Here is a 17,239-nt window from a genome sequence, read left to right as displayed (position 1 = left end):
AGGTTACTCGCCGGTCGCCTTGGCGATGATTTCCTTCGAGACGTTCGCGGGAACCTCTGCGTAGGAATCGAACACCATGGAGAAGTTCGCCCGGCCCTGGGTCTTCGACCGCAGATCACCGATGTAACCAAACATCTCCGAGAGCGGAACCAGCGCCTTCACGACACGGGCACCACTGCGTTCCTCCATGGCCTGGATCTGGCCACGGCGGGAGTTCAGGTCGCCGATCACGTCACCCATGTACTCCTCGGGTGTGGTGACCTCGACAGCCATGAGCGGCTCGAGAATGACCGGGCCGGCCTTGCGGGCGGCTTCCTTCAGTGCCTGCGAACCGGCAACCTTGAAGGCCATTTCCGACGAGTCGACATCGTGGTATGCACCGTCGAGCAGCGACAGCTTCAGGTTCACCAGCGGGTAGCCGGCGAGAACGCCGTACTGCATCGCGTCCTGCGCGCCTGCATCCACGGAAGGGATGTACTCGCGAGGGATGCGGCCGCCGGAGACCTTGTTCTCGAACTCATAGGTGGCACCGTCTTCGCCGACGAACGGCTCCAGCGCGATGATCACCTTGGCGAACTGGCCCGATCCACCCGTCTGCTTCTTGTGGGTGTAGTCGTGCTTCTCGACTTTCTTGGTGATGGTCTCGCGGTAGGCAACCTGCGGCTTGCCGACGTTGGCCTCGACCTTGAACTCGCGACGCATACGGTCGACGAGGATATCGAGGTGGAGCTCGCCCATGCCGCCGATGACGGTCTGGCCGGTCTCCTCGTCGAGCTCGACGGAGAACGTCGGGTCCTCTTCGGCGAGCTTCTGAATCGCGGTGCCCAGCTTCTCCTGGTCGGACTTGGTCTTGGGCTCGATCGAGACCTGGATGACCGGGTCCGGGAAGCTCATGGACTCGAGCACGATCGGCGCGTCCTGTGCACACAGGGTGTCACCGGTCGTGGTGTCCTTCAGACCGATCATCGCGTAGATGTGGCCGGCCACGGCCTCGTCGACCGGGTTCTCCTTGTTGGCGTGCATCTGGAAGAGCTTTCCGATGCGCTCCTTCTTGCCCTTGGTCGCGTTCATGACCTGGGCGCCCGGATCGATCCGGCCGGAGTACACGCGGACGAACGTCAGCTTGCCGAAGAAGGGGTGCGAAGCGATCTTGAAGGCCAGAGCCGAGAACGGCTCTTCCTTGCTCGGCTTACGCGTGAGGATCTCTTCTTCGTTGCCCAGGGCGTGACCCTGGACCTCGCCGATGTCGAGGGGGTTCGGCAGGTAGTCGATGACCGCGTCGAGCATGGGCTGAACGCCCTTGTTCTTGAACGCGGAACCACACAGCACCGGGTACAGCTCGGAGGCGACCGTCATCTTGCGGATGGCGCCCTTGATCTCCTCGACGGTGAGTTCCTCGCCGGCGAAGTACTTCTCCATGAGCTTCTCGTCGGACTCGGCGACCGTCTCGAGCAGCTTCTCGCGGTACTCGGCAGCCTTGTCGGCCAGATCCGCGGGGATCTCCTCGATGGTGGGCGCGGCACCCGTCGGCACGACGCCACGCCAGGTGATGGCCTTCATCTCGACCAGGTCTACGACGCCGTCGAAGTCGTCCTCGGCGCCGATCGGGAGCTGCAGGACCAGCGGCTTCGCGCCGAGGCGGTCGATGATGGTCTGGACCGTGAAGTAGAAGTCCGCGCCCATCTTGTCCATCTTGTTGACGAAACAGATGCGCGGAACGTCGTACTTGGCGGCCTGACGCCACACCTGCTCCGACTGGGGCTCGACGCCCTCTTTGCCGTCGAACACGGCAACGGCGCCGTCGAGCACGCGGAGCGAACGCTCCACCTCGACGGTGAAGTCGACGTGGCCGGGCGTGTCGATGATGTTGATCTGGTTGTTGTTCCAGAAGCAGGTCACCGCGGCAGAGGTGATCGTGATGCCGCGTTCCTTCTCCTGCTCCATCCAGTCCGTCGTCGACGCGCCGTCGTGTGTCTCACCGATCTTGTAGTTGACACCGGTGTAGAACAGGATGCGCTCGGTGGTCGTGGTCTTGCCGGCATCGATGTGCGCCATGATGCCGATGTTGCGGACCTTGTTCAGGTCGGTCAGCACTTCCTGTGCCACAGGATTCTTCCCCGCTCGTAGCTCGTGTATCGGGTGACGGCCTCCCCGGCGTTCACCAGCGGGGCCATTGTCTCGAGTTGTAGATCAGCCGGTCCCTGGTGGGGACCGACGTGCGACGACGCCGGAGCAGTCACTGTTGGTGACTGCTCCGACGTGACGTCACCAGCGGTAGTGGGCGAATGCCTTGTTGGCTTCGGCCATCTTGTGAGTGTCCTCGCGGCGCTTCACAGCGGCACCGAGGCCGTTGCTGGCATCGAGGAGCTCGTTGGCGAGACGCTCGACCATCGTCTTCTCGCGGCGCTGCCGGGAGAAGGTCACCAGCCAGCGCAGCGCGAGGGTGGTGGAACGGCCCGGACGAACCTCGACCGGCACCTGGTAGGTCGCGCCACCGACACGGCGGCTGCGAACCTCGAGGGCAGGCTTGACGTTGTCCAGTGCGCGCTTGAGGGTGACGACCGGATCGGTGCCGGTCTTCTCACGCGCCTGCTCGAGCGCTTCGTAGACGATGCGCTCGGCGGTGGACTTCTTGCCGTCCATCAGGATCTTGTTGACGAGCTGCGTCACCAGGGGCGAACCGTAGACCGGGTCGTTGATGAGCGGACGCTTCGGAGCGGGGCCCTTACGTGGCATTAGCTCTTCTCCTTCTTGGCGCCGTAGCGGCTGCGGGCCTGCTTGCGACCCTTGACACCCTGGGTGTCGAGGGAGCCGCGGATGATCTTGTAGCGCACACCCGGGAGGTCCTTCACACGACCACCGCGAACGAGCACCATCGAGTGCTCCTGCAGGTTGTGGCCCTCGCCCGGGATGTAAGCGGTGACCTCGACGGAGCTGGTCAAGCGCACACGCGCGACCTTACGGAGCGCCGAGTTCGGCTTCTTCGGGGTGGTGGTGTAGACGCGGGTGCACACGCCACGACGCTGCGGGCTGCCCTTGAGGGCTGCCGTCTTGACCTTCGCGGTCTTGTCGCGGCGGCCCTTGCGGACCAGCTGGTTGATGGTTGGCATTTACCGGCTTTCTTCGTGTTGAACAGACTGCTCTGGACAAGCAACCTTGGCTGTTCTGAAATTAGGGATCCAGCAGTTGGGGCAAGAGAGCTGCTGCCCCTCACCCGCTCCTCGAGCTGCACCCGAGGTCGGGTGTGTCGCATACCCCCACACAGGCAGCCGGATGCTCGTTCCATGCAGAAATCTGCACGAACGCGCGCACGGCAATACCTCGCTAGGCACACAGATCGGCCCGGGCATGCCGGACACGACCCACAACGATACCCGGCGGCGCGCCGGAAGGTCAAAGTGGGCTGGCAGTGGTAAGGGCTGACCTGCGATGTGGGGCACTACGTGGAGCTGTCGGGACGGGTTCGGGCACATCAACTACTCAGATTGAGCGTCAGATCCGCAAGCGTCGATGCCGCTTCGCACGGATCTGCCGCCCCCGCCCTGAACTGTACCCACCAGCCGACGACGCCCGCGGAGGGCGATCCGACTGTCACGCCACACGCCCCCGGATCGTCCGGGGGCCGCATCACGACGGCCTTGCGACCCTGAATGGTCGACGACTCCACGGTGTACCCCAGCTCCTCGCCGGTCGACTTCTCCGTGTCGAGGGACCCCGTCTCGAACCAGTTGAACGTCACCTTGACGGGACCGTTGGCACCGACCGCGTCCCAACGGCAGATCGCGCCGAAGAACCCCCGCTCGATGGCGTCGGCGCCGACGGTCTGGGCGATCTGTTCGTCCGTGACCGCATTGCACTCCTCGAGCAGGGCCGTGAACTGTTCGGTGTCACCGGACGACGAAGCCCCCTCCGCCCTCGGTGAGCCCTCGATCGACGACCCGCATCCCGCGATCATCCCGACCGCGGTGGCTGCGATCAGCACCCGCGCCGGGCGCCACGTCCCGCTGCTCATCACTCCCCCACTCACTTGGCCCTCGACACGTTGAGTTCGGCGAGTTGACGCGCCACCGTGCAGGGGTCCGCCGCGGGTTGCGCGTCCGCGTACATCACCGACCAGTGCACGAAGTCGCCCCCGAACTCCACCCCGAGTTCACACAGAATTCCTTCGGACGACGCCATGAATCCGGGATGCCCCTGGACATCGATGTCGGTGGCCGGTCTGCCGATCAGTTCCGACCCCGCCCGCTCACGGCCGATGGGGCTGCCGCGGTACCACGAGAACGTCACGCTCGGACCGCCTATTCCCGCGGTCTCCCACTCACAGCCGACGGAATTGCGCGTCACCCCGGTGAACGGCGGCATCCCGAACGCCTTCGCGACCTCTTCGTCGGTGACCGAGCCGCACTGCCCGAAGAACGGGCCCGGATCGGTCACCTGCTGGGGTGCCTGCGCGGCGGGATCGGTGCCGGGGTCGTCTCCGTCTCCCCCGCAGCCGGCCAGACCGGCCGCGACGGTGATCAGGACGAGCACTCCGCATATCCGGCCCATGGTCGGTGACTCTACCGATCCCCGCGTACTTTGCCGGATCAGTCGAGAACGGCCGCGTCGAGCCTCCGCGGCTGTACAGATTCACCGCACCGCGGTAGTACAGATTCACCGCACCGCGGTAGTGCCGCGTCCAGCTGCGCCGCCCACTGCCGCACCACCTCGGCACGCCGCTTGGAGTCGTCCGTGAGCACGTCGGCCAGGCCGAGTCCGCGCGCGAGGTCGAGCGTGGCCTGGACCAGTCGGTGCGCCACCGGGTCGGAGTCGTCGAACCCGAAGTGTTCGACTGCGGTGCGGTGCGCGATCCGGCCGAACCGTTCCTCGAGCGGCACGATCCGTGCCCGGAGTTCGGGGTCTGCGGCGGCGGCCGTCCACACCTGCAGCGCCGCCTTGAAGAGGGTGCCCGTGTAGTAGTCGACGAGCCGGGAGACGACCGCCTCGGTGCGTCCGGCCCCGGTGGGCAGGTCGGTGGCCTCGCGCCGGGCCTGCTCCATCCGGGCGTCGAACATGACCTCGAGGGCCGCGGTGATGAGATCCTCGCGGGTGGGGAAATGGTGCTGAGTGGCGCCTCGGGACACTCCGGCGCGCTGGGCGACGAGGCTCACCGTGGTGGCGCCCCAGCCGAGTTCGGCGAGGCAGTCGATGGTGACCTCGAGGAGGTGCCCGCGCGTGACCCGGCTACGGTCCTGCTTCGGTTCGCGGGTCATGTGTCACCTTCCTCTCGTCGCGCTCCGCGCCCGTGCGTGCGTAGCGAGTCCTGAGACTCGTCAACCACGCACGGGGCCGGAGGCCCACCTCGGCGGGCGCTTCTGCAGAAACGCCATCATGCCTTCCCGCGCCTCCTCGGATTCGAACAGCCTCGCCGATTGGGCGGTCAACTCGTCCGTGTAGCGGTCGAAGTCGGCGAGAACATCGCGCGTCGTCAGGGTCTTCGACTCGGCCAGTCCCTGCGGTGATGCCTGCCGCAACTGGTCGAGCAGTTCCTCGACGGTGTCCTCGGGATCCTCGGCGGACTCGCTGATCAGTCCGATGGCCTCCGCCTCGTGGGCGCCGAACTTCTCGCCCGTGAGGAAGTAGCGGCTCGCGGCTCGCGGATCCATCCGGGGCAGCACGGTCAACGAAATGATCGAGGCGGCGAGGCCGAGCCGGACCTCGGTGAGCGCGAACGTGCTGCGCGGTCCGGCGACGGCGATGTCGCATGCTCCGACGAGGCCCATACCCCCGGCCCTGACGTGACCGTCGATCCGGGCGATCACCGGCTTCGGCAATTCGACGATCGCCCGGAGCAGTTCGGCCATCTGCCGGGTCCGTGAGCCGACGTCGCCGGACGTCTCACTCAGATCGGCCCCGGCGCAGAACGTGCCGCCCGTGTGGGTGAGGACGACGCCGCGGACGTCGTCGTCCGCGGCGGCGTCCCGCAGTCCCTGCAGCAGTTCGCCGACGAGCCTGCCGGAGATCGCGTTCCTGTTGTGCGGCGAGTCGAGCGTGAGGGTGGCGAACCCCCGCCTCACCTCGTACCGGACGTACCGGTCGGCTTCCACGTCGGTCATGTGCTGTCCGTTCGACATCTCAGTACGACTTCGGCAACCCGAGCGAATGCTGGGAGACGAAGTTGAGGATCATTTCCCGGCTCACCGGTGCGACGCGGGCGATGCGGGCCGCGCCGAGCATGGCCGCGAGACCGTATTCCTTGGTCAGGCCTGCGCCACCATGCGTCTGGACGGCCTGGTCGAGCGCCTTGATGCTGGCCTCGGCGGCGGCGTACTTGGCCATGTTGGCGGCCTCGGCGGCGCCGAAGTCGTCGCCGCTGTCGTAGAGCACGGCCGCCTTCTGCATCATCAGTTTGGCGAGTTCGAGTTCGATCTTGATCTGTGCCAGTGGATGCGAGATGCCCTGGTGCGCGCCGATCGGCTCCTTCCACACCGTCCGCTCCTTCGCGAACCGCACCGCTGCGTCGAGCGCGTAGCGGCCCATCCCGATCGCCATGGCGGCGCCGAGGATGCGTTCGGGGTTGAGACCCGCGAACAGCTGCATCAACGCCGCGTCCGCCTCACCGACGAGCGCGTCGGCAGGAAGCCGGACGTCGTCGAGGAACAGCATGAACTGATGATCGGGCTCGACGATGTCCATCTCCATCGGCGTCTTCACGAAGTTCTCTGCGTCGGTAGGGACGATGAACAGCGCGGGCTTCAGTTTGCCCGTCTTCGAGTCCTCGGTCCGCGCGACGATGAGCACGGCGTCGGCTTGGTCGACCCCGGAGATGTAGATCTTGTTCCCCGACAGCAGCCAGTCGTCAGCTTGACCATCACCCCTCGCTTCGCTCGACCGGACCCGCCGCGCGGTGGTCGTGATCTGGTGCGAGTTCGAACCCGCGTCGGCCTCGGTGATGCCGAACGCCATGATCTTCGAACCGTCGGCCAGCGCGGGAAGCCAGGTCCGCTTCTGCTCGTCGGTGCCGTACTTGCCGATGATCGTGCCGCAGATGGCCGGTGACACGACCACCAGCAGGAGACCGGCGCCGTGGGCGGCGAGTTCTTCCTGGACGAGGGCCAGTTCGTAGATGCCGGCGCCGCCCCCCCCGTACTCCTCGGGGAGATTGACGCCGAGGAAGCCGAGTTTGCCCGCCTCGTTCCACAGTTCGGTGAGCGGTTCGCCGCGCCGCGCGCGGGGCAGCACGTAGTCGACGTAGTTGAAGCGCTCCCCGAGCCTCGACACGGAGGCGCGCAGCTCCTTCTGTTCTTCGGTCTCGATGAAGCTCATGACTCTCCCTCTGTGTGCGCTGCTTCGACTACTGCCAGGACCGTTCCCACGTCGACCTGCTGACCGACGGTCACGGAAAGTTCGGTGACGACACCGGAGGCCGGTGCCTTGATCGTGTGTTCCATCTTCATTGCCTCGAGCCACACGATCGGCTGACCGGCGGTCACGGAATCGCCGGCCTCGGCGCCGAGTCGGATGACCGAGCCCGGCATCGGGGCGAGCAGCGATCCCTCGGCGACGACGGCACTCGGATCGGTGAAACGCGGTGCGGCGTGCAGACTCACCGGTCCGAGTGCGGAGTCGACGAATACGTCGTCGCCGTACCGGGACACCGCGAACGACCGGCGTAAACCCGCGACATCCAGGGTGACGTTCCGCGACGTGGCCGTCACGAGCGAGACGTCCTCGAAGCCCTCGGCTCTCAGCCCGTACCGGGTGAGCCGGTAGCGGATCTCGAGTTCGCGGTCGCGCACCTCGAAGGTGCGGCTCTGCGGGACCGACGGCAGGTTCCGCCAGCCGCTGGGGAGTGTGGCGTCGACGGCGGCGACGTCACGGTTGTGCGCGGCGTCCGCGAGCGCGGCGGCCAGCGCCGACAGTCGCTCGGTCTCCGCCGACGCCAGCGGCTGCGCCAGCACGTCGAGCCCGTGGGTGTCGAAGAAGGCGGTGTCCGTGTCACCGGCGAGGAATGCCGGGTGGCGGAGCACGTTGACCAGCAGGTCCCGGTTGGTGCGCAGTCCGTGAATCTTCGCGCGGCTCAGCGCGGCGGCCAGCCCGGCCGCGGCCTGCGTACGAGTGGGCGCGAAGGAGATGACCTTCGCGAGCATCGGGTCGTAGTGCACGCCGACGGCGGATCCGTCGACCACGCCGGAGTCGAGCCGGATGCCCGGGGAGCGGAGAACGTCGAATTCGACTGCATTGCCGGGTAATTCCAGGTGGTGGACCGGTCCGCTCTGCGGCTGCCAGTTCTCCGCGGGATCCTCGGCGTACAACCGGACCTCGATGGAATGGCCGGACACCGCGGGCGACTCGGCGTCGAGCGCGTGCCCGTTCGCGACCTGCAACTGCAGGTCCACGAGGTCGAGGCCGGTGGTGCATTCGGTGACCGGGTGTTCCACCTGCAGCCGGGTGTTCATCTCGAGGAAATAGAACTCGCCCGCGTCCGGGTCGTCTCCCCCTCGCTCCGCTCGACCGGAAGCGAGGAACTCGACCGTTCCCGCACCCTCGTAGTCGATGGCCTTCGCCGCGAGCCGGGCCGCCTCGAACAGCCGCTCACGCATCCCGGGCCGGGCCTCGACCAACGGCGACGGTGCCTCTTCCACCACCTTCTGGTGGCGGCGCTGGATGGAGCATTCACGCTCCCCCACCGCCCACACGGTTCCGTGCCGGTCGGCCATCACCTGGACCTCGATGTGCCGGCCCGTCTCCAGGTACCGCTCGCAGAACACGGTCGGGTCGCCGAACGCCGATTGCGCCTCGCGCCGCGCGCCTTCCAGCTGCTCGGGCAGGTCCGCGAGTTCACGCACGACGCGCATGCCGCGCCCGCCGCCGCCCGCGGACGCCTTGACGAGCACCGGCAGATCGGCGTCGGTGACGGCGCCGGGATCGAGTTCGGCGAGTACGGGGACTCCGGCGGCGGCCATCATCTTCTTGGACTCCACCTTGGAGCCCATCATCTCGATGGCGGGGGCGGGCGGTCCGATCCACGTCAGCCCCGCCTTGTGGACGGCGCGGGCGAATTCGGCGTTCTCGGAGAGGAACCCGTAACCGGGGTGGACGGCATCGGCGCCGGCGAGAAGCGCCGCCTCGATGACGAGGTCGCCGCGCAGGTAGGTGTCGCCGGGACTGTGCCCCGGCAACCGGACCGCGGCGTCGGCCTCGGCGACGTGCGGGCTGAGGGCGTCGGCGTCCGAGAACACGGCGACGGTGCCGATGCCTGCGCGGCGGCAGGTGGCGAAGATGCGGCGGGCGATCTCACCGCGATTGGCAACCAGGACGGACTGGATCATTTCCTGCCTCACATCCGGAAGACGCCGAAGTTCTCGGTGCCTTCGATCGGGGCGTTGGCAATGGCCGACAGGCACATTCCCACCACAGTTCGGGTGTCGCGTGGGTCGATGACGCCGTCGTCGTAGAGCCGGCCGGACAGGAACATCGGCACCGATTCGGCCTCGATCTGGTTCTCGATCATCGCGCGCATGCCGGCGTCGGCTTCTTCGTCGAACGCCTGCCCACGTGCCTCGGCGGAGGCTCTGCTGACGATGGAGATGACGCCGGCCAGCTGGGCGCCGCCCATGACGGCGGATTTGGAGCTGGGCCAGGCGAACAGGAATCGGGGGTCGAAGGCGCGTCCGCACATGCCGTAGTGGCCGGCGCCGTAGGACGCGCCGAGCAGGATCGAGATGTGCGGGACGGTGGAGTTGGAGACGGCGTTGATCATCATCGATCCGTGCTTGATCATGCCGCCCTCCTCGTATTCCCTGCCGACCATGTAGCCGGTGGTGTTGTGCAGGAACAACAGTGGCGTGTGCGATCGGTTGGCGAGCTGGATGAATTGGGTGGCCTTCTGCGATTCCTCGCTGAAGAGCACGCCGCGCGCGTTGGCGAGGATGCCCACCGGGTATCCGTGCAGTTCGGCCCAGCCGGTGACGAGCGACGATCCGTACATCGGTTTGAACTCGTCGAAGTCGGAGCCGTCGACGATGCGCGCGATCACCTCGCGGGGGTCGAACGGGATCTTGAGATCGGCGGGGACGATGCCGAGCAGGTCCTCGGGGTCCTCGAGCGGCTCAATCACCTCGGCCCGGGGCGCCGGACCCTGCTTCGTCCAGTTCAAGCGCTTGACGATGCTGCGCCCGATGCGGATCGCGTCCTGCTCGTCGACAGCGAAGTAGTCGGCGAGTCCGGACTTGCGGGCGTGCATCTCGGCGCCGCCGAGGGTTTCGTCGTCGGATTCCTCCCCGGTGGCCATCTTGACCAGCGGCGGTCCGGCGAGGAACACCTTGGACCGTTCCTTGATCATGACGACGTGATCGGACATGCCGGGGATGTAGGCGCCGCCCGCCGTCGAGTTGCCGAAGACGAGGGCGATGGTCGGAATGCCGGCAGCGGAGAGCTGCGTGAGGTCGCGGAACATGCGACCACCGGGGATGAAGACTTCCTTCTGGGTGGGGAGGTCGGCGCCGCCGGATTCCACGAGGGAAATGACAGGGAGCCGGTTCTGCCGGGCGATGTCGTTGGCGCGGAATCCCTTCCGCAGGGTCCACGGGTTGCTGGTGCCGCCGCGGACCGTGGGGTCGTTGGCGACGATCAGGCACTCGACGCCCTCGACCACCCCGATGCCCACGACGGTGCTGGCGCCGACCGGGAAGTCGCTGCCCCAGGCCGCGAGCGGGCACAGTTCCAGGAACGGTGAGTCCCGGTCGACGAGCAGTTCGATGCGTTCCCGGGCGAGGAGCTTGCCGCGCTTCTTGTGCCGCTCGGTGTACTTCTCGCCGCCGCCCGCGAGGGCCTTGGCGTGCTCGGTGTCGATTTCGGCGAGCTTGTCCGTCATGGCCTTCGCCGCGGCGGCGTACTCCTCCGAACCGGTGTCCAGGGTGGATTTCAACGTGGTCATGACTGATACCCCAATCGCTTGGCCGCGAGCCCCGTCAGGATCTCGGTGGTACCGCCACCGATTCCGAGGATGCGCATGTCGCGGTACTGCCGTTCCACTTCGCTTTCCCGCATGTAGCCGAGGCCGCCGAACAGTTGGACGGCCTGGTTGGCCACCCACTCACCGGCCTCGACGGCGGTGTTCTTCGCGAAGCAGACCTCCGCGATGAAGTCCTCGTTCGACACGAGCGAACGCTCCACCAGCGCTCTCGTGTACACACGGGCCACGTCGGTCCTGCGTGCCATCTCGGTGACCGTGTTCTGCACCGACTGTCTGCTGATCAGTGGGCGGCCGAACGTCTCGCGGTCGCGCACCCACTGCAGCGTGAGGTCGAGGCACCGCTGCGCGCTCGAATAGGCCTGCGCGGCGAGGGCGATGCGCTCGGTGAGGAACGCCTGGGCGATCTGCGCGAATCCGCTGTTCTCCTCGCCGATCAGGTTGGCGGCGGGCACCCGTGCGTCGACGAACGACAGCTCGGCGGTATCGGACGCGCGCCAGCCCATCTTGTCGAGCTTGCGGGCCCCCTCGAATCCCGGTGTGCCCTTCTCGATCACGAGCAGGGAGACCCCGGACGCCCCGGCACCTCCGGTGCGCACGGCGGTGACCACGAAGTCGGCGCGGACGGCGGACGTGATGAACGTCTTGGACCCGTTGACGACGAAGTGGTCGCCGTCGCGGACCGCGGTGGTCCGCAGATGCCCGACATCGGAACCGCCACCGGGTTCGGTGATGGCGAGTGAGCCGATCAGTTCTCCACGCAGCGTGGGGCGGACCCACTTCTCGATCTGCTCGGGGTCACCGGCCGCCGCGAGGTGCGGCAGGGCGATGCCCGACGTGAACAGGGAGGCGAACGCGCCGCCCGACGCACCGGCCTGGTGGAACTCCTCGCAGATCAGGACCGCGTCGACGAGGTCACCGCCCTCACCCCCGACGGATTCGGGGAAGCCGGCGCCGAGGAGACCGAGTTCGGCCGCCTCCCGGTGCAACGAGCGGGGAAGTTCGCCGTCGCGTTCCCAGTCGTCCAGGTTCGGCAGTATCTGTCGTTCGACGAAGCTGCGCACCGTCTTGCGCAGTTCCTGCCGCTCGGGGGTGTCCCACGCGTTCACGACGCTGTCCCTTCGGGGAGGAGTGATGCCGGTATGTCGAGGTGCCGGGATCTCAGCCATTCGCCGAGGCCCTTGGCCTGCGGGTCGAACCGGGCCTGGGAGGCGACGCCCTGCCCGAGAATTCCCTCGATCACGAAGTTGACGGCACGCAGCTTCGGCAGCACGTACCTCGTGACGGTGAGGTCGGCGGCCTCCGGGAGGAGGCGCTTCACCTCGTCGACGGTCAAGGCGTGGGCGAGCCACCGCCACTGCTCGTCGGTGCGCACCCACACACCGACGTTGGCGTTGCCGCCCTTGTCGCCGCTGCGCGCTCCGGCGATGGTCCCGAGCGCCACCCGCACCGTGGGTTCCGCGCCCCGCGGCTCCGGGAGCGCGGGTTCGGCGACGTCCTCGAGTTCCCGAACGTCGGTGGCGGGTTCGATGTCGACGCGCGTTCCGTCCGGCAGCACCGCAACGTGCGGCACCTCCTTGGCGTACACGTATCCCGGGGTGAACACCCCGTAGGGCTGGCCCTGCCCGGGCGGCGCCGTCAGCGTGAAGCCGGGGTAGCTCGCCAACGCCATTTCGACTGCGACGGAGGAGAATCCGCGACCGACGGCGTTGGCGTCGGAATCCCGGACCACGCAACGCAGCAGCGCACTCGCGGCCTCCTCGGTGTCGGCGTCCGGATGATCGGTACGGGCGAGCGACCAGTCGAGCTCGGTGGGGCGCGTGGGGAGCCAGCCCTCGAGCTGCCGCTTCACGAGGGCGGCCTTCGCCTCGATGTCGAGGCCGGTGAGCACGAACACGGCCTCGTTGCGGAATCCCGCGAGCGTATTCAGCGACACCTTGAGCTGCGGCGGCGGTGCCTCACCGGTGACTCCGCTGATCCGCACCCGGTCGGGCCCGTCCTGCGACAGTGCGGCGGTGTCGATCCGCGCGGTCACGTCGGGGCCTGCGTAGCGGCCGCCCGTGATCTCGTACAGCAATTGCGCGGTGACGGTGCCGATAGTCACGGCGCCCCCCGTCCCCGCGTGCTTGGTGATGACGGAGGAGCCGTCCGCCTCGATTTCGGCGATCGGGAATCCGGGGCGATCGAGGTCGTCGATCTCGGTGAAGAACGCGTAGTTTCCGCCCGTCGCCTGGGTACCGCACTCGATGACGTGCCCGGCCACCACAGCGCCGGCGAGCTGGTCGAAAGCGCCTCGCTGCCAGCCGAAGTGCGCGGCCGCCGGCCCCACGATCACGGACGCGTCGGTGACACGCCCGGTGACGACGACGTCGGCGCCGGCGTTCAGGCAGTCGACGATGCCCCACGCCCCGAGGTAGGCATTGGCGGTCAGCGGGCTGCCCAGCCCCAGTTCGGCGGCCCGGCCGATCAAGTCGTCGCCCTCGACGTGGGCGATCTTCGCCGGCAGCCCCAGCTTGTCGCTCACCTCCCGCAACGCGCCCGCCAGACCGGCGGGGTTGAGACCGCCCGCGTTGGCGACGATGCGGACACCGCGGTCCAGGGCGAGTCCGAGGCAGTCCTCGGCCTGACGGAGAAACGTCTTGGCGTAGCCGCGGTTCGGATCCTTCATGCGGTCGCGGCCGAGGATCAGCATGGTGAGTTCGGCGAGGTAGTCGCCGGTCAGGTAGTCGAGTTCGCCGCCTTCGAGCATCTCGCGCATCGCCGACAGTCGGTCGCCGTAGAAGCCGGAGCAGTTGCCGATCCGCACGGTCATCGGGTTCCCGCTTCACGGCCGCCGCCCGCGGGGCCCGCGAAGGCCTGAGCGATGTTCAGCCACGCGTCCGCGTCCGCGCCGGTGGCCTCGAGGGCGAGATCGGCTCGGTTCGCGCGCTGGGTGACGAGGAGGCAGAAGTCCTCGGCGGGGCCGGTGACCTTCTGCGCGGCGTCCTCGGGGCCCCACGTCCAGGTGGACACTCCGTCGGGGGCGGTGAGTTCGACGCGGAACTCGTCCGCGGGTGGGGCGAGTTCGTTGACGGCGTAGGCGAAGTCGCGGGTGCGGACACCGAGGTGGGCGATGCTCTTCAGCCGATCGGTGGGTTTCCGCGGCACCGACAGTGCGTCGGCGACGTCCTGGCCGTGCGCCCACGTCTCCATCAACCGGGCGGTGACCATCGACGCCGCCTTCATCGGCGGGCCGTACCAGAGGATCTTCTGCCCCGGCGGCACCGCCAGGAGGGCCTCCCCGAGTCGAGCCCGGGCCGAGCGCCAGGCGGCGAGCAGTTCCGCGGGTTCCCGACGGGCGTGCTCCGCGGCGCCGGCATCGACGAAGCCGGCCGGGTTGGAGGCGGCCACCATCAGTCGCTCGGTGAAGCCGTCGGGGTCGGTGATCGCCAGCAGGGCGGCCTCGTCGGTCCAGAGCAGATGTCCGATCTGGTGGGCGATGGTCCAGCCCTCGGCCGGTGTCGGATCGGCCCAGCGGGAGTCGGGGAGGTCGGCGACGAGCGCGTCCAGCGATTCGCTCTCGGCGCACAAGTCATCGATGAACCTCTGCAGTTCAGCCATGCGACCAGCATCACACTGGCCCGATAAAAAAGCAAGCACGATTGATTGTTATTCGGCCGGGGAGCTGACATCCTGGTCAGGTGATCCGACAGATGCTCACCCAGGCGGCGCTCAATCCACTCCCCACACCGCGCACACTGGCAGTGCGAGTGGTCCCGGGAACCGGCCACCGCGTCGCCGGCAAGAGGATCCTCGTCACCGGCGGTTCCTCGGGGGTCGGCGAGGCCGCCGCACGCCGGCTCGCCGCGCTCGGCGCCGAGGTCGTCCTCGTCGCCCGCGGCGTCGACGCCCTCGAATCCGTGCGCGACGACATCCTCCGGTCCGGCTGCGACGCGCATGCCGTCCCCTGCGACCTCACCGACCCGGAGTCCGTCGACGCCCTCGTCGCGCGGGTGCTCGGGGAGATCGGCCCCGTCGACGTACTCGTCAACAACGCCGGGCGGTCGATCCGGCGGACCGTCGAGGACTCACTGGACCGGTTCCACGACTTCGAACGCACCATGGCAGTCAACTACTTCGGCTCGACCCGGCTGACCCTCGCGTTGCTCCCCTCGATGATCGAGCGCCGCGAGGGGCACGTCATCAACGTCGCGACGTGGGGCGTGCCCGCCGGGGTCATGCCCAAGTTCTCGGCTTACCACGCCTCGAAGGCCGCGGTGGGCGCGTTCGGCCGGAGCCTCGGCGCCGAACTGCGCGACCGCGGAATCTCGGTGACCACCCTCGACTTCCCCTTGGTCCGGACGCCGATGATCGCGCCCACCACGGACTACGACTCCATGGCGGCCCTGTCCCCGGAGCAGGCGGCGGAATGGTTCGTCACCGCCGTGCGCACCCGGCCGATCGAACTGCTCCCCGGCTACGCGGAATTGTTCCGGCTGCTCGGCACATTCGCGCCGTCCGCGACCGACGCACTGGTACGGCGCACCGGCATCTGAGCGCAATGACAGACTGGGACGGTCTCGAATCCGCGCTCACACCCGAGGGAGTCGTCCATGACCGACGCCGTGCTCACCACCCGCGATGGCGACATCGTCACCTGGACGCTCAACCGCCCGGAGGCCCGCAACCCGATCTCCGAACCGGACGTGATCGAGGCGCTCGAGAAGGCGGTGGCCGACGTCAACGGTGATCCCAGCGTGCGCGTCGCGATCGTCACCGGCGCCGGCTCGGCGTTCTCCTCCGGCGGCAACGTCAAGCACATGCGCGACCGCGCGGGCATGTTCGGTGGCTCCCCCGCCGATCTGCGCCAGGGCTACCGGCACGGCATCCAGCGCATCCCGCTGGCCCTGTACCACTGCGAGGTTCCGACGATCGCTGCCGTCAACGGACCCGCGATCGGCGCGGGATGCGACCTGACGCTGATGTGCGACATGCGGATCGCGTCGACGGCCGCGGTCTTCGCCGAGAGTTTCGTCAAGGTCGGGCTCGTCCCCGGCGACGGTGGCGCCTGGTTCCTGCCGCAGGCCGTCGGGATGGCGCGGGCCAGCGAGATGGCGTTCACCGGTGACGCGATCGACGCCGCGAAGGCCCTCGAATGGGGACTCGTCTCGCAGGTGACGGAACCCGGCGATCTCCTCACCGCGGCGCGCGCGCTCGCCGACCGGGTGGCGGTCAACCCGCCGCAGGTCCTGCGGATGACCAAGAAACTGCTGCGCGAGGGGCGTCACCAGAGCCTCGAGAGTCTCCTCGAACTGTCCGCGGCTATGCAGTCGCTGGCACACCACACCGCGGACCATCACGAGGCGGTCGGTGCGATGCTCGATCGCCGTAGCCCGAACTTCACCGGTCAGTGAACCCGGGCATCGCACACCGGTGACAGCCGAGCCGCGCAGTCAGCTTCTTCCCGTCGTCTCGGTCCTCGGATCGGTGCTGTCCGTCCAGTTCGGCGCCGCGTTCGCGAGCACCCTGTTCGAGTCGGTGGGTGCCGGCGGTGCGGTGTCGCTGCGACTGACGATCGCGGCGCTCATCCTCGGGGTGATCGTGCGACCGCGGTGGCGACGGTGGACACGAACGCAGCGCGAGGGCATCCTCGCACTCGGAGTGGCGCTCGCCGTGATGAACTCGGCGTTCTACGAGGCCCTCGCTCGGCTCCCGCTCGGCACCGCCGTCACCATCGAATTCCTGGGTCCGCTCACCCTCGCCGCCGTGCTGTCGCGAAGACTGCAGGACGGCGTGTGGGTGCTGGCGGCGCTGACCGGCGTGGTGCTGCTCGGTCTGCGCGAGAATTCGGGAGCCGACTCCCTCGATCTCGTGGGCGTGTGTTTTGCGCTCCTCGCCGGGACCGCGTGGGCCGGCTACATCGTCGCCGGGTCGAATCTCGCGGCGACGGTCCCCAGCGCGGACGGTCTCGCCGGCGCGAGCATCGTCGCGGCGGCCCTGACGATTCCGCTGGGCGTGGTGTCCGGCGGCGCCGCGCTGTTCGATCCCCGGATCCTGGCCGTCGGTGCGGCGGTGGCCCTGCTGTCCTCGGTCATCCCCTACTCGCTCGAACTGAGAGCATTGCAGGTGATGAGCAAGAAGGTGTTCGCCGTACTCATCGCCCTGGAACCGGCGGCCGCGACACTGGCCGGAGTGATCGTGCTCGGGCAGGTGCTCGGCCTGCAGTCGCTCGCCGCGATCGCGCTCGTCGTCGCGGCCGGCGTCGGATCGGTGCTGAGCAACCGGTAGCGGCGCGGCGGGAGGGCA

Annotated in this window: 16 protein-coding genes; 3 read left to right on the top strand and 13 right to left on the bottom strand. The window is 68.1% G+C overall.

All coding sequences use genetic code 11. The features are described from left to right. Window positions 1-3: 3 nt before the first annotated feature. The 13 genes from fusA to RJ1_RS14810 form a co-directional block, all read right to left on the bottom strand. Window positions 4-2,106, bottom strand: a complete 2,103-nt coding sequence (gene fusA, locus RJ1_RS14870) for an elongation factor G (RefSeq protein WP_073361027.1) — start codon at window positions 2,104-2,106, stop codon at window positions 4-6. Between the two features lie 159 nt (window positions 2,107-2,265). Continuing rightward, window positions 2,266-2,736 carry a 30S ribosomal protein S7 gene (gene rpsG, locus RJ1_RS14865; protein WP_073361026.1) on the bottom strand — a complete coding sequence of 157 codons (471 nt, stop codon included), beginning with the start codon at window positions 2,734-2,736 and terminating at the stop codon, window positions 2,266-2,268. Continuing rightward, window positions 2,736-3,110: a 30S ribosomal protein S12 gene (rpsL, locus tag RJ1_RS14860; RefSeq protein ID WP_005252198.1), complete on the bottom strand. Its 375-nt coding sequence runs from the start codon at window positions 3,108-3,110 to the stop codon at window positions 2,736-2,738. Before rpsL ends, rpsG begins: the two co-directional genes overlap by 1 nt. Before the next feature lie 362 nt (window positions 3,111-3,472). Continuing rightward, on the bottom strand, window positions 3,473-4,012 hold the full coding sequence (locus tag RJ1_RS14855; protein WP_073361024.1) for a DUF3558 domain-containing protein: 540 nt from the start codon (window positions 4,010-4,012) through the stop codon (window positions 3,473-3,475). Window positions 4,013-4,023: 11 nt separating this feature from the next. Then, on the bottom strand, window positions 4,024-4,548 hold the full coding sequence (locus RJ1_RS14850; protein ID WP_073361023.1) for a DUF3558 domain-containing protein: 525 nt from the start codon (window positions 4,546-4,548) through the stop codon (window positions 4,024-4,026). Between the two features lie 38 nt (window positions 4,549-4,586). Next, a complete protein-coding gene (locus RJ1_RS14845; protein WP_073361021.1) occupies window positions 4,587-5,252 on the bottom strand; it encodes a TetR/AcrR family transcriptional regulator in 666 nt (221 codons plus the stop codon). Between the two features lie 60 nt (window positions 5,253-5,312). After that, entirely contained in the window at window positions 5,313-6,113 is an 801-nt protein-coding gene (locus RJ1_RS14840; RefSeq protein ID WP_083400484.1) for an enoyl-CoA hydratase family protein, read from the bottom strand. 1 nt (window position 6,114) lies between these two features. Beyond that, window positions 6,115-7,305 carry an acyl-CoA dehydrogenase family protein gene (locus RJ1_RS14835; RefSeq protein ID WP_073361020.1) on the bottom strand — a complete coding sequence of 397 codons (1,191 nt, stop codon included), beginning with the start codon at window positions 7,303-7,305 and terminating at the stop codon, window positions 6,115-6,117. After that, the gene (locus RJ1_RS14830) at window positions 7,302-9,311 is read right to left on the bottom strand and encodes an acetyl/propionyl/methylcrotonyl-CoA carboxylase subunit alpha (protein WP_073361126.1); all 2,010 of its coding nucleotides are present in this window, start codon (window positions 9,309-9,311) and stop codon (window positions 7,302-7,304) included. Before RJ1_RS14830 ends, RJ1_RS14835 begins: the two co-directional genes overlap by 4 nt. A gap of 8 nt (window positions 9,312-9,319) precedes the next feature. Next, a complete protein-coding gene (locus RJ1_RS14825; RefSeq protein ID WP_073361018.1) occupies window positions 9,320-10,918 on the bottom strand; it encodes an acyl-CoA carboxylase subunit beta in 1,599 nt (532 codons plus the stop codon). Further along, on the bottom strand, window positions 10,915-12,063 hold the full coding sequence (locus RJ1_RS14820; RefSeq protein WP_073361017.1) for an acyl-CoA dehydrogenase family protein: 1,149 nt from the start codon (window positions 12,061-12,063) through the stop codon (window positions 10,915-10,917). Before RJ1_RS14820 ends, RJ1_RS14825 begins: the two co-directional genes overlap by 4 nt. Continuing rightward, window positions 12,060-13,766, bottom strand: coding sequence for an acyclic terpene utilization AtuA family protein (locus RJ1_RS14815; protein ID WP_073361016.1), 1,707 nt, complete (start codon window positions 13,764-13,766; stop codon window positions 12,060-12,062). Before RJ1_RS14815 ends, RJ1_RS14820 begins: the two co-directional genes overlap by 4 nt. Beyond that, the gene (locus RJ1_RS14810) at window positions 13,763-14,554 is read right to left on the bottom strand and encodes a TIGR03084 family metal-binding protein (RefSeq protein ID WP_073361014.1); all 792 of its coding nucleotides are present in this window, start codon (window positions 14,552-14,554) and stop codon (window positions 13,763-13,765) included. The genes RJ1_RS14815 and RJ1_RS14810 overlap by 4 nt, the downstream gene beginning before the upstream one ends. 92 nt (window positions 14,555-14,646) lie before the next feature. On the opposite strand from RJ1_RS14810, the gene RJ1_RS14805 reads away from it, so the two are divergent. The 3 genes from RJ1_RS14805 to RJ1_RS14795 are packed head-to-tail and all read left to right on the top strand — an operon-like array spanning window position 14,647 to window position 17,221. Beyond that, window positions 14,647-15,489 (top strand): SDR family oxidoreductase, encoded by an 843-nt coding sequence (locus RJ1_RS14805; protein ID WP_073361125.1) that lies wholly within the window; start codon window positions 14,647-14,649, stop codon window positions 15,487-15,489. Window positions 15,490-15,546: 57 nt separating this feature from the next. Continuing rightward, window positions 15,547-16,347: a crotonase/enoyl-CoA hydratase family protein gene (locus RJ1_RS14800; RefSeq protein ID WP_073361013.1), complete on the top strand. Its 801-nt coding sequence runs from the start codon at window positions 15,547-15,549 to the stop codon at window positions 16,345-16,347. Window positions 16,348-16,366: 19 nt separating this feature from the next. Continuing rightward, window positions 16,367-17,221: an EamA family transporter gene (locus RJ1_RS14795; RefSeq protein WP_073361011.1), complete on the top strand. Its 855-nt coding sequence runs from the start codon at window positions 16,367-16,369 to the stop codon at window positions 17,219-17,221. The last annotated feature ends 18 nt before the right edge of the window (window positions 17,222-17,239 follow it).

This window comes from Rhodococcus jostii NBRC 16295 (genome assembly GCF_001894825.1).
In the GTDB taxonomy this organism is placed as follows: domain Bacteria; phylum Actinomycetota; class Actinomycetes; order Mycobacteriales; family Mycobacteriaceae; genus Rhodococcus_F; species Rhodococcus_F jostii.
The sequence above is the reverse complement of the archived record's forward strand: the minus strand, read 5'-3'. Positions and strand labels throughout refer to the sequence as shown.

What these genes read in the sequence shown, in the direction of transcription:
- RJ1_RS14810 (WP_073361014.1), bottom strand. Translation starts at nt 14,554, where the DNA reads ATGGCTGAACTGCAGAGGTTCATCGATGACTTGTGCGCCGAGAGCGAA.
- rpsL (WP_005252198.1), bottom strand. Translation starts at nt 3,110, where the DNA reads ATGCCAACCATCAACCAGCTGGTCCGCAAGGGCCGCCGCGACAAGACC.
- RJ1_RS14825 (WP_073361018.1), bottom strand. Translation starts at nt 10,918, where the DNA reads ATGACCACGTTGAAATCCACCCTGGACACCGGTTCGGAGGAGTACGCC.
- RJ1_RS14830 (WP_073361126.1), bottom strand. Translation starts at nt 9,311, where the DNA reads ATGATCCAGTCCGTCCTGGTTGCCAATCGCGGTGAGATCGCCCGCCGC.
- RJ1_RS14805 (WP_073361125.1), top strand. Translation starts at nt 14,647, where the DNA reads ATGCTCACCCAGGCGGCGCTCAATCCACTCCCCACACCGCGCACACTG.
- RJ1_RS14850 (WP_073361023.1), bottom strand. Translation starts at nt 4,548, where the DNA reads ATGGGCCGGATATGCGGAGTGCTCGTCCTGATCACCGTCGCGGCCGGT.
- RJ1_RS14845 (WP_073361021.1), bottom strand. Translation starts at nt 5,252, where the DNA reads ATGACCCGCGAACCGAAGCAGGACCGTAGCCGGGTCACGCGCGGGCAC.
- RJ1_RS14800 (WP_073361013.1), top strand. Translation starts at nt 15,547, where the DNA reads ATGACCGACGCCGTGCTCACCACCCGCGATGGCGACATCGTCACCTGG.
- RJ1_RS14855 (WP_073361024.1), bottom strand. Translation starts at nt 4,012, where the DNA reads ATGAGCAGCGGGACGTGGCGCCCGGCGCGGGTGCTGATCGCAGCCACC.
- RJ1_RS14840 (WP_083400484.1), bottom strand. Translation starts at nt 6,113, where the DNA reads ATGTCGAACGGACAGCACATGACCGACGTGGAAGCCGACCGGTACGTC.
- rpsG (WP_073361026.1), bottom strand. Translation starts at nt 2,736, where the DNA reads ATGCCACGTAAGGGCCCCGCTCCGAAGCGTCCGCTCATCAACGACCCG.
- RJ1_RS14815 (WP_073361016.1), bottom strand. Translation starts at nt 13,766, where the DNA reads ATGACCGTGCGGATCGGCAACTGCTCCGGCTTCTACGGCGACCGACTG.
- RJ1_RS14835 (WP_073361020.1), bottom strand. Translation starts at nt 7,305, where the DNA reads ATGAGCTTCATCGAGACCGAAGAACAGAAGGAGCTGCGCGCCTCCGTG.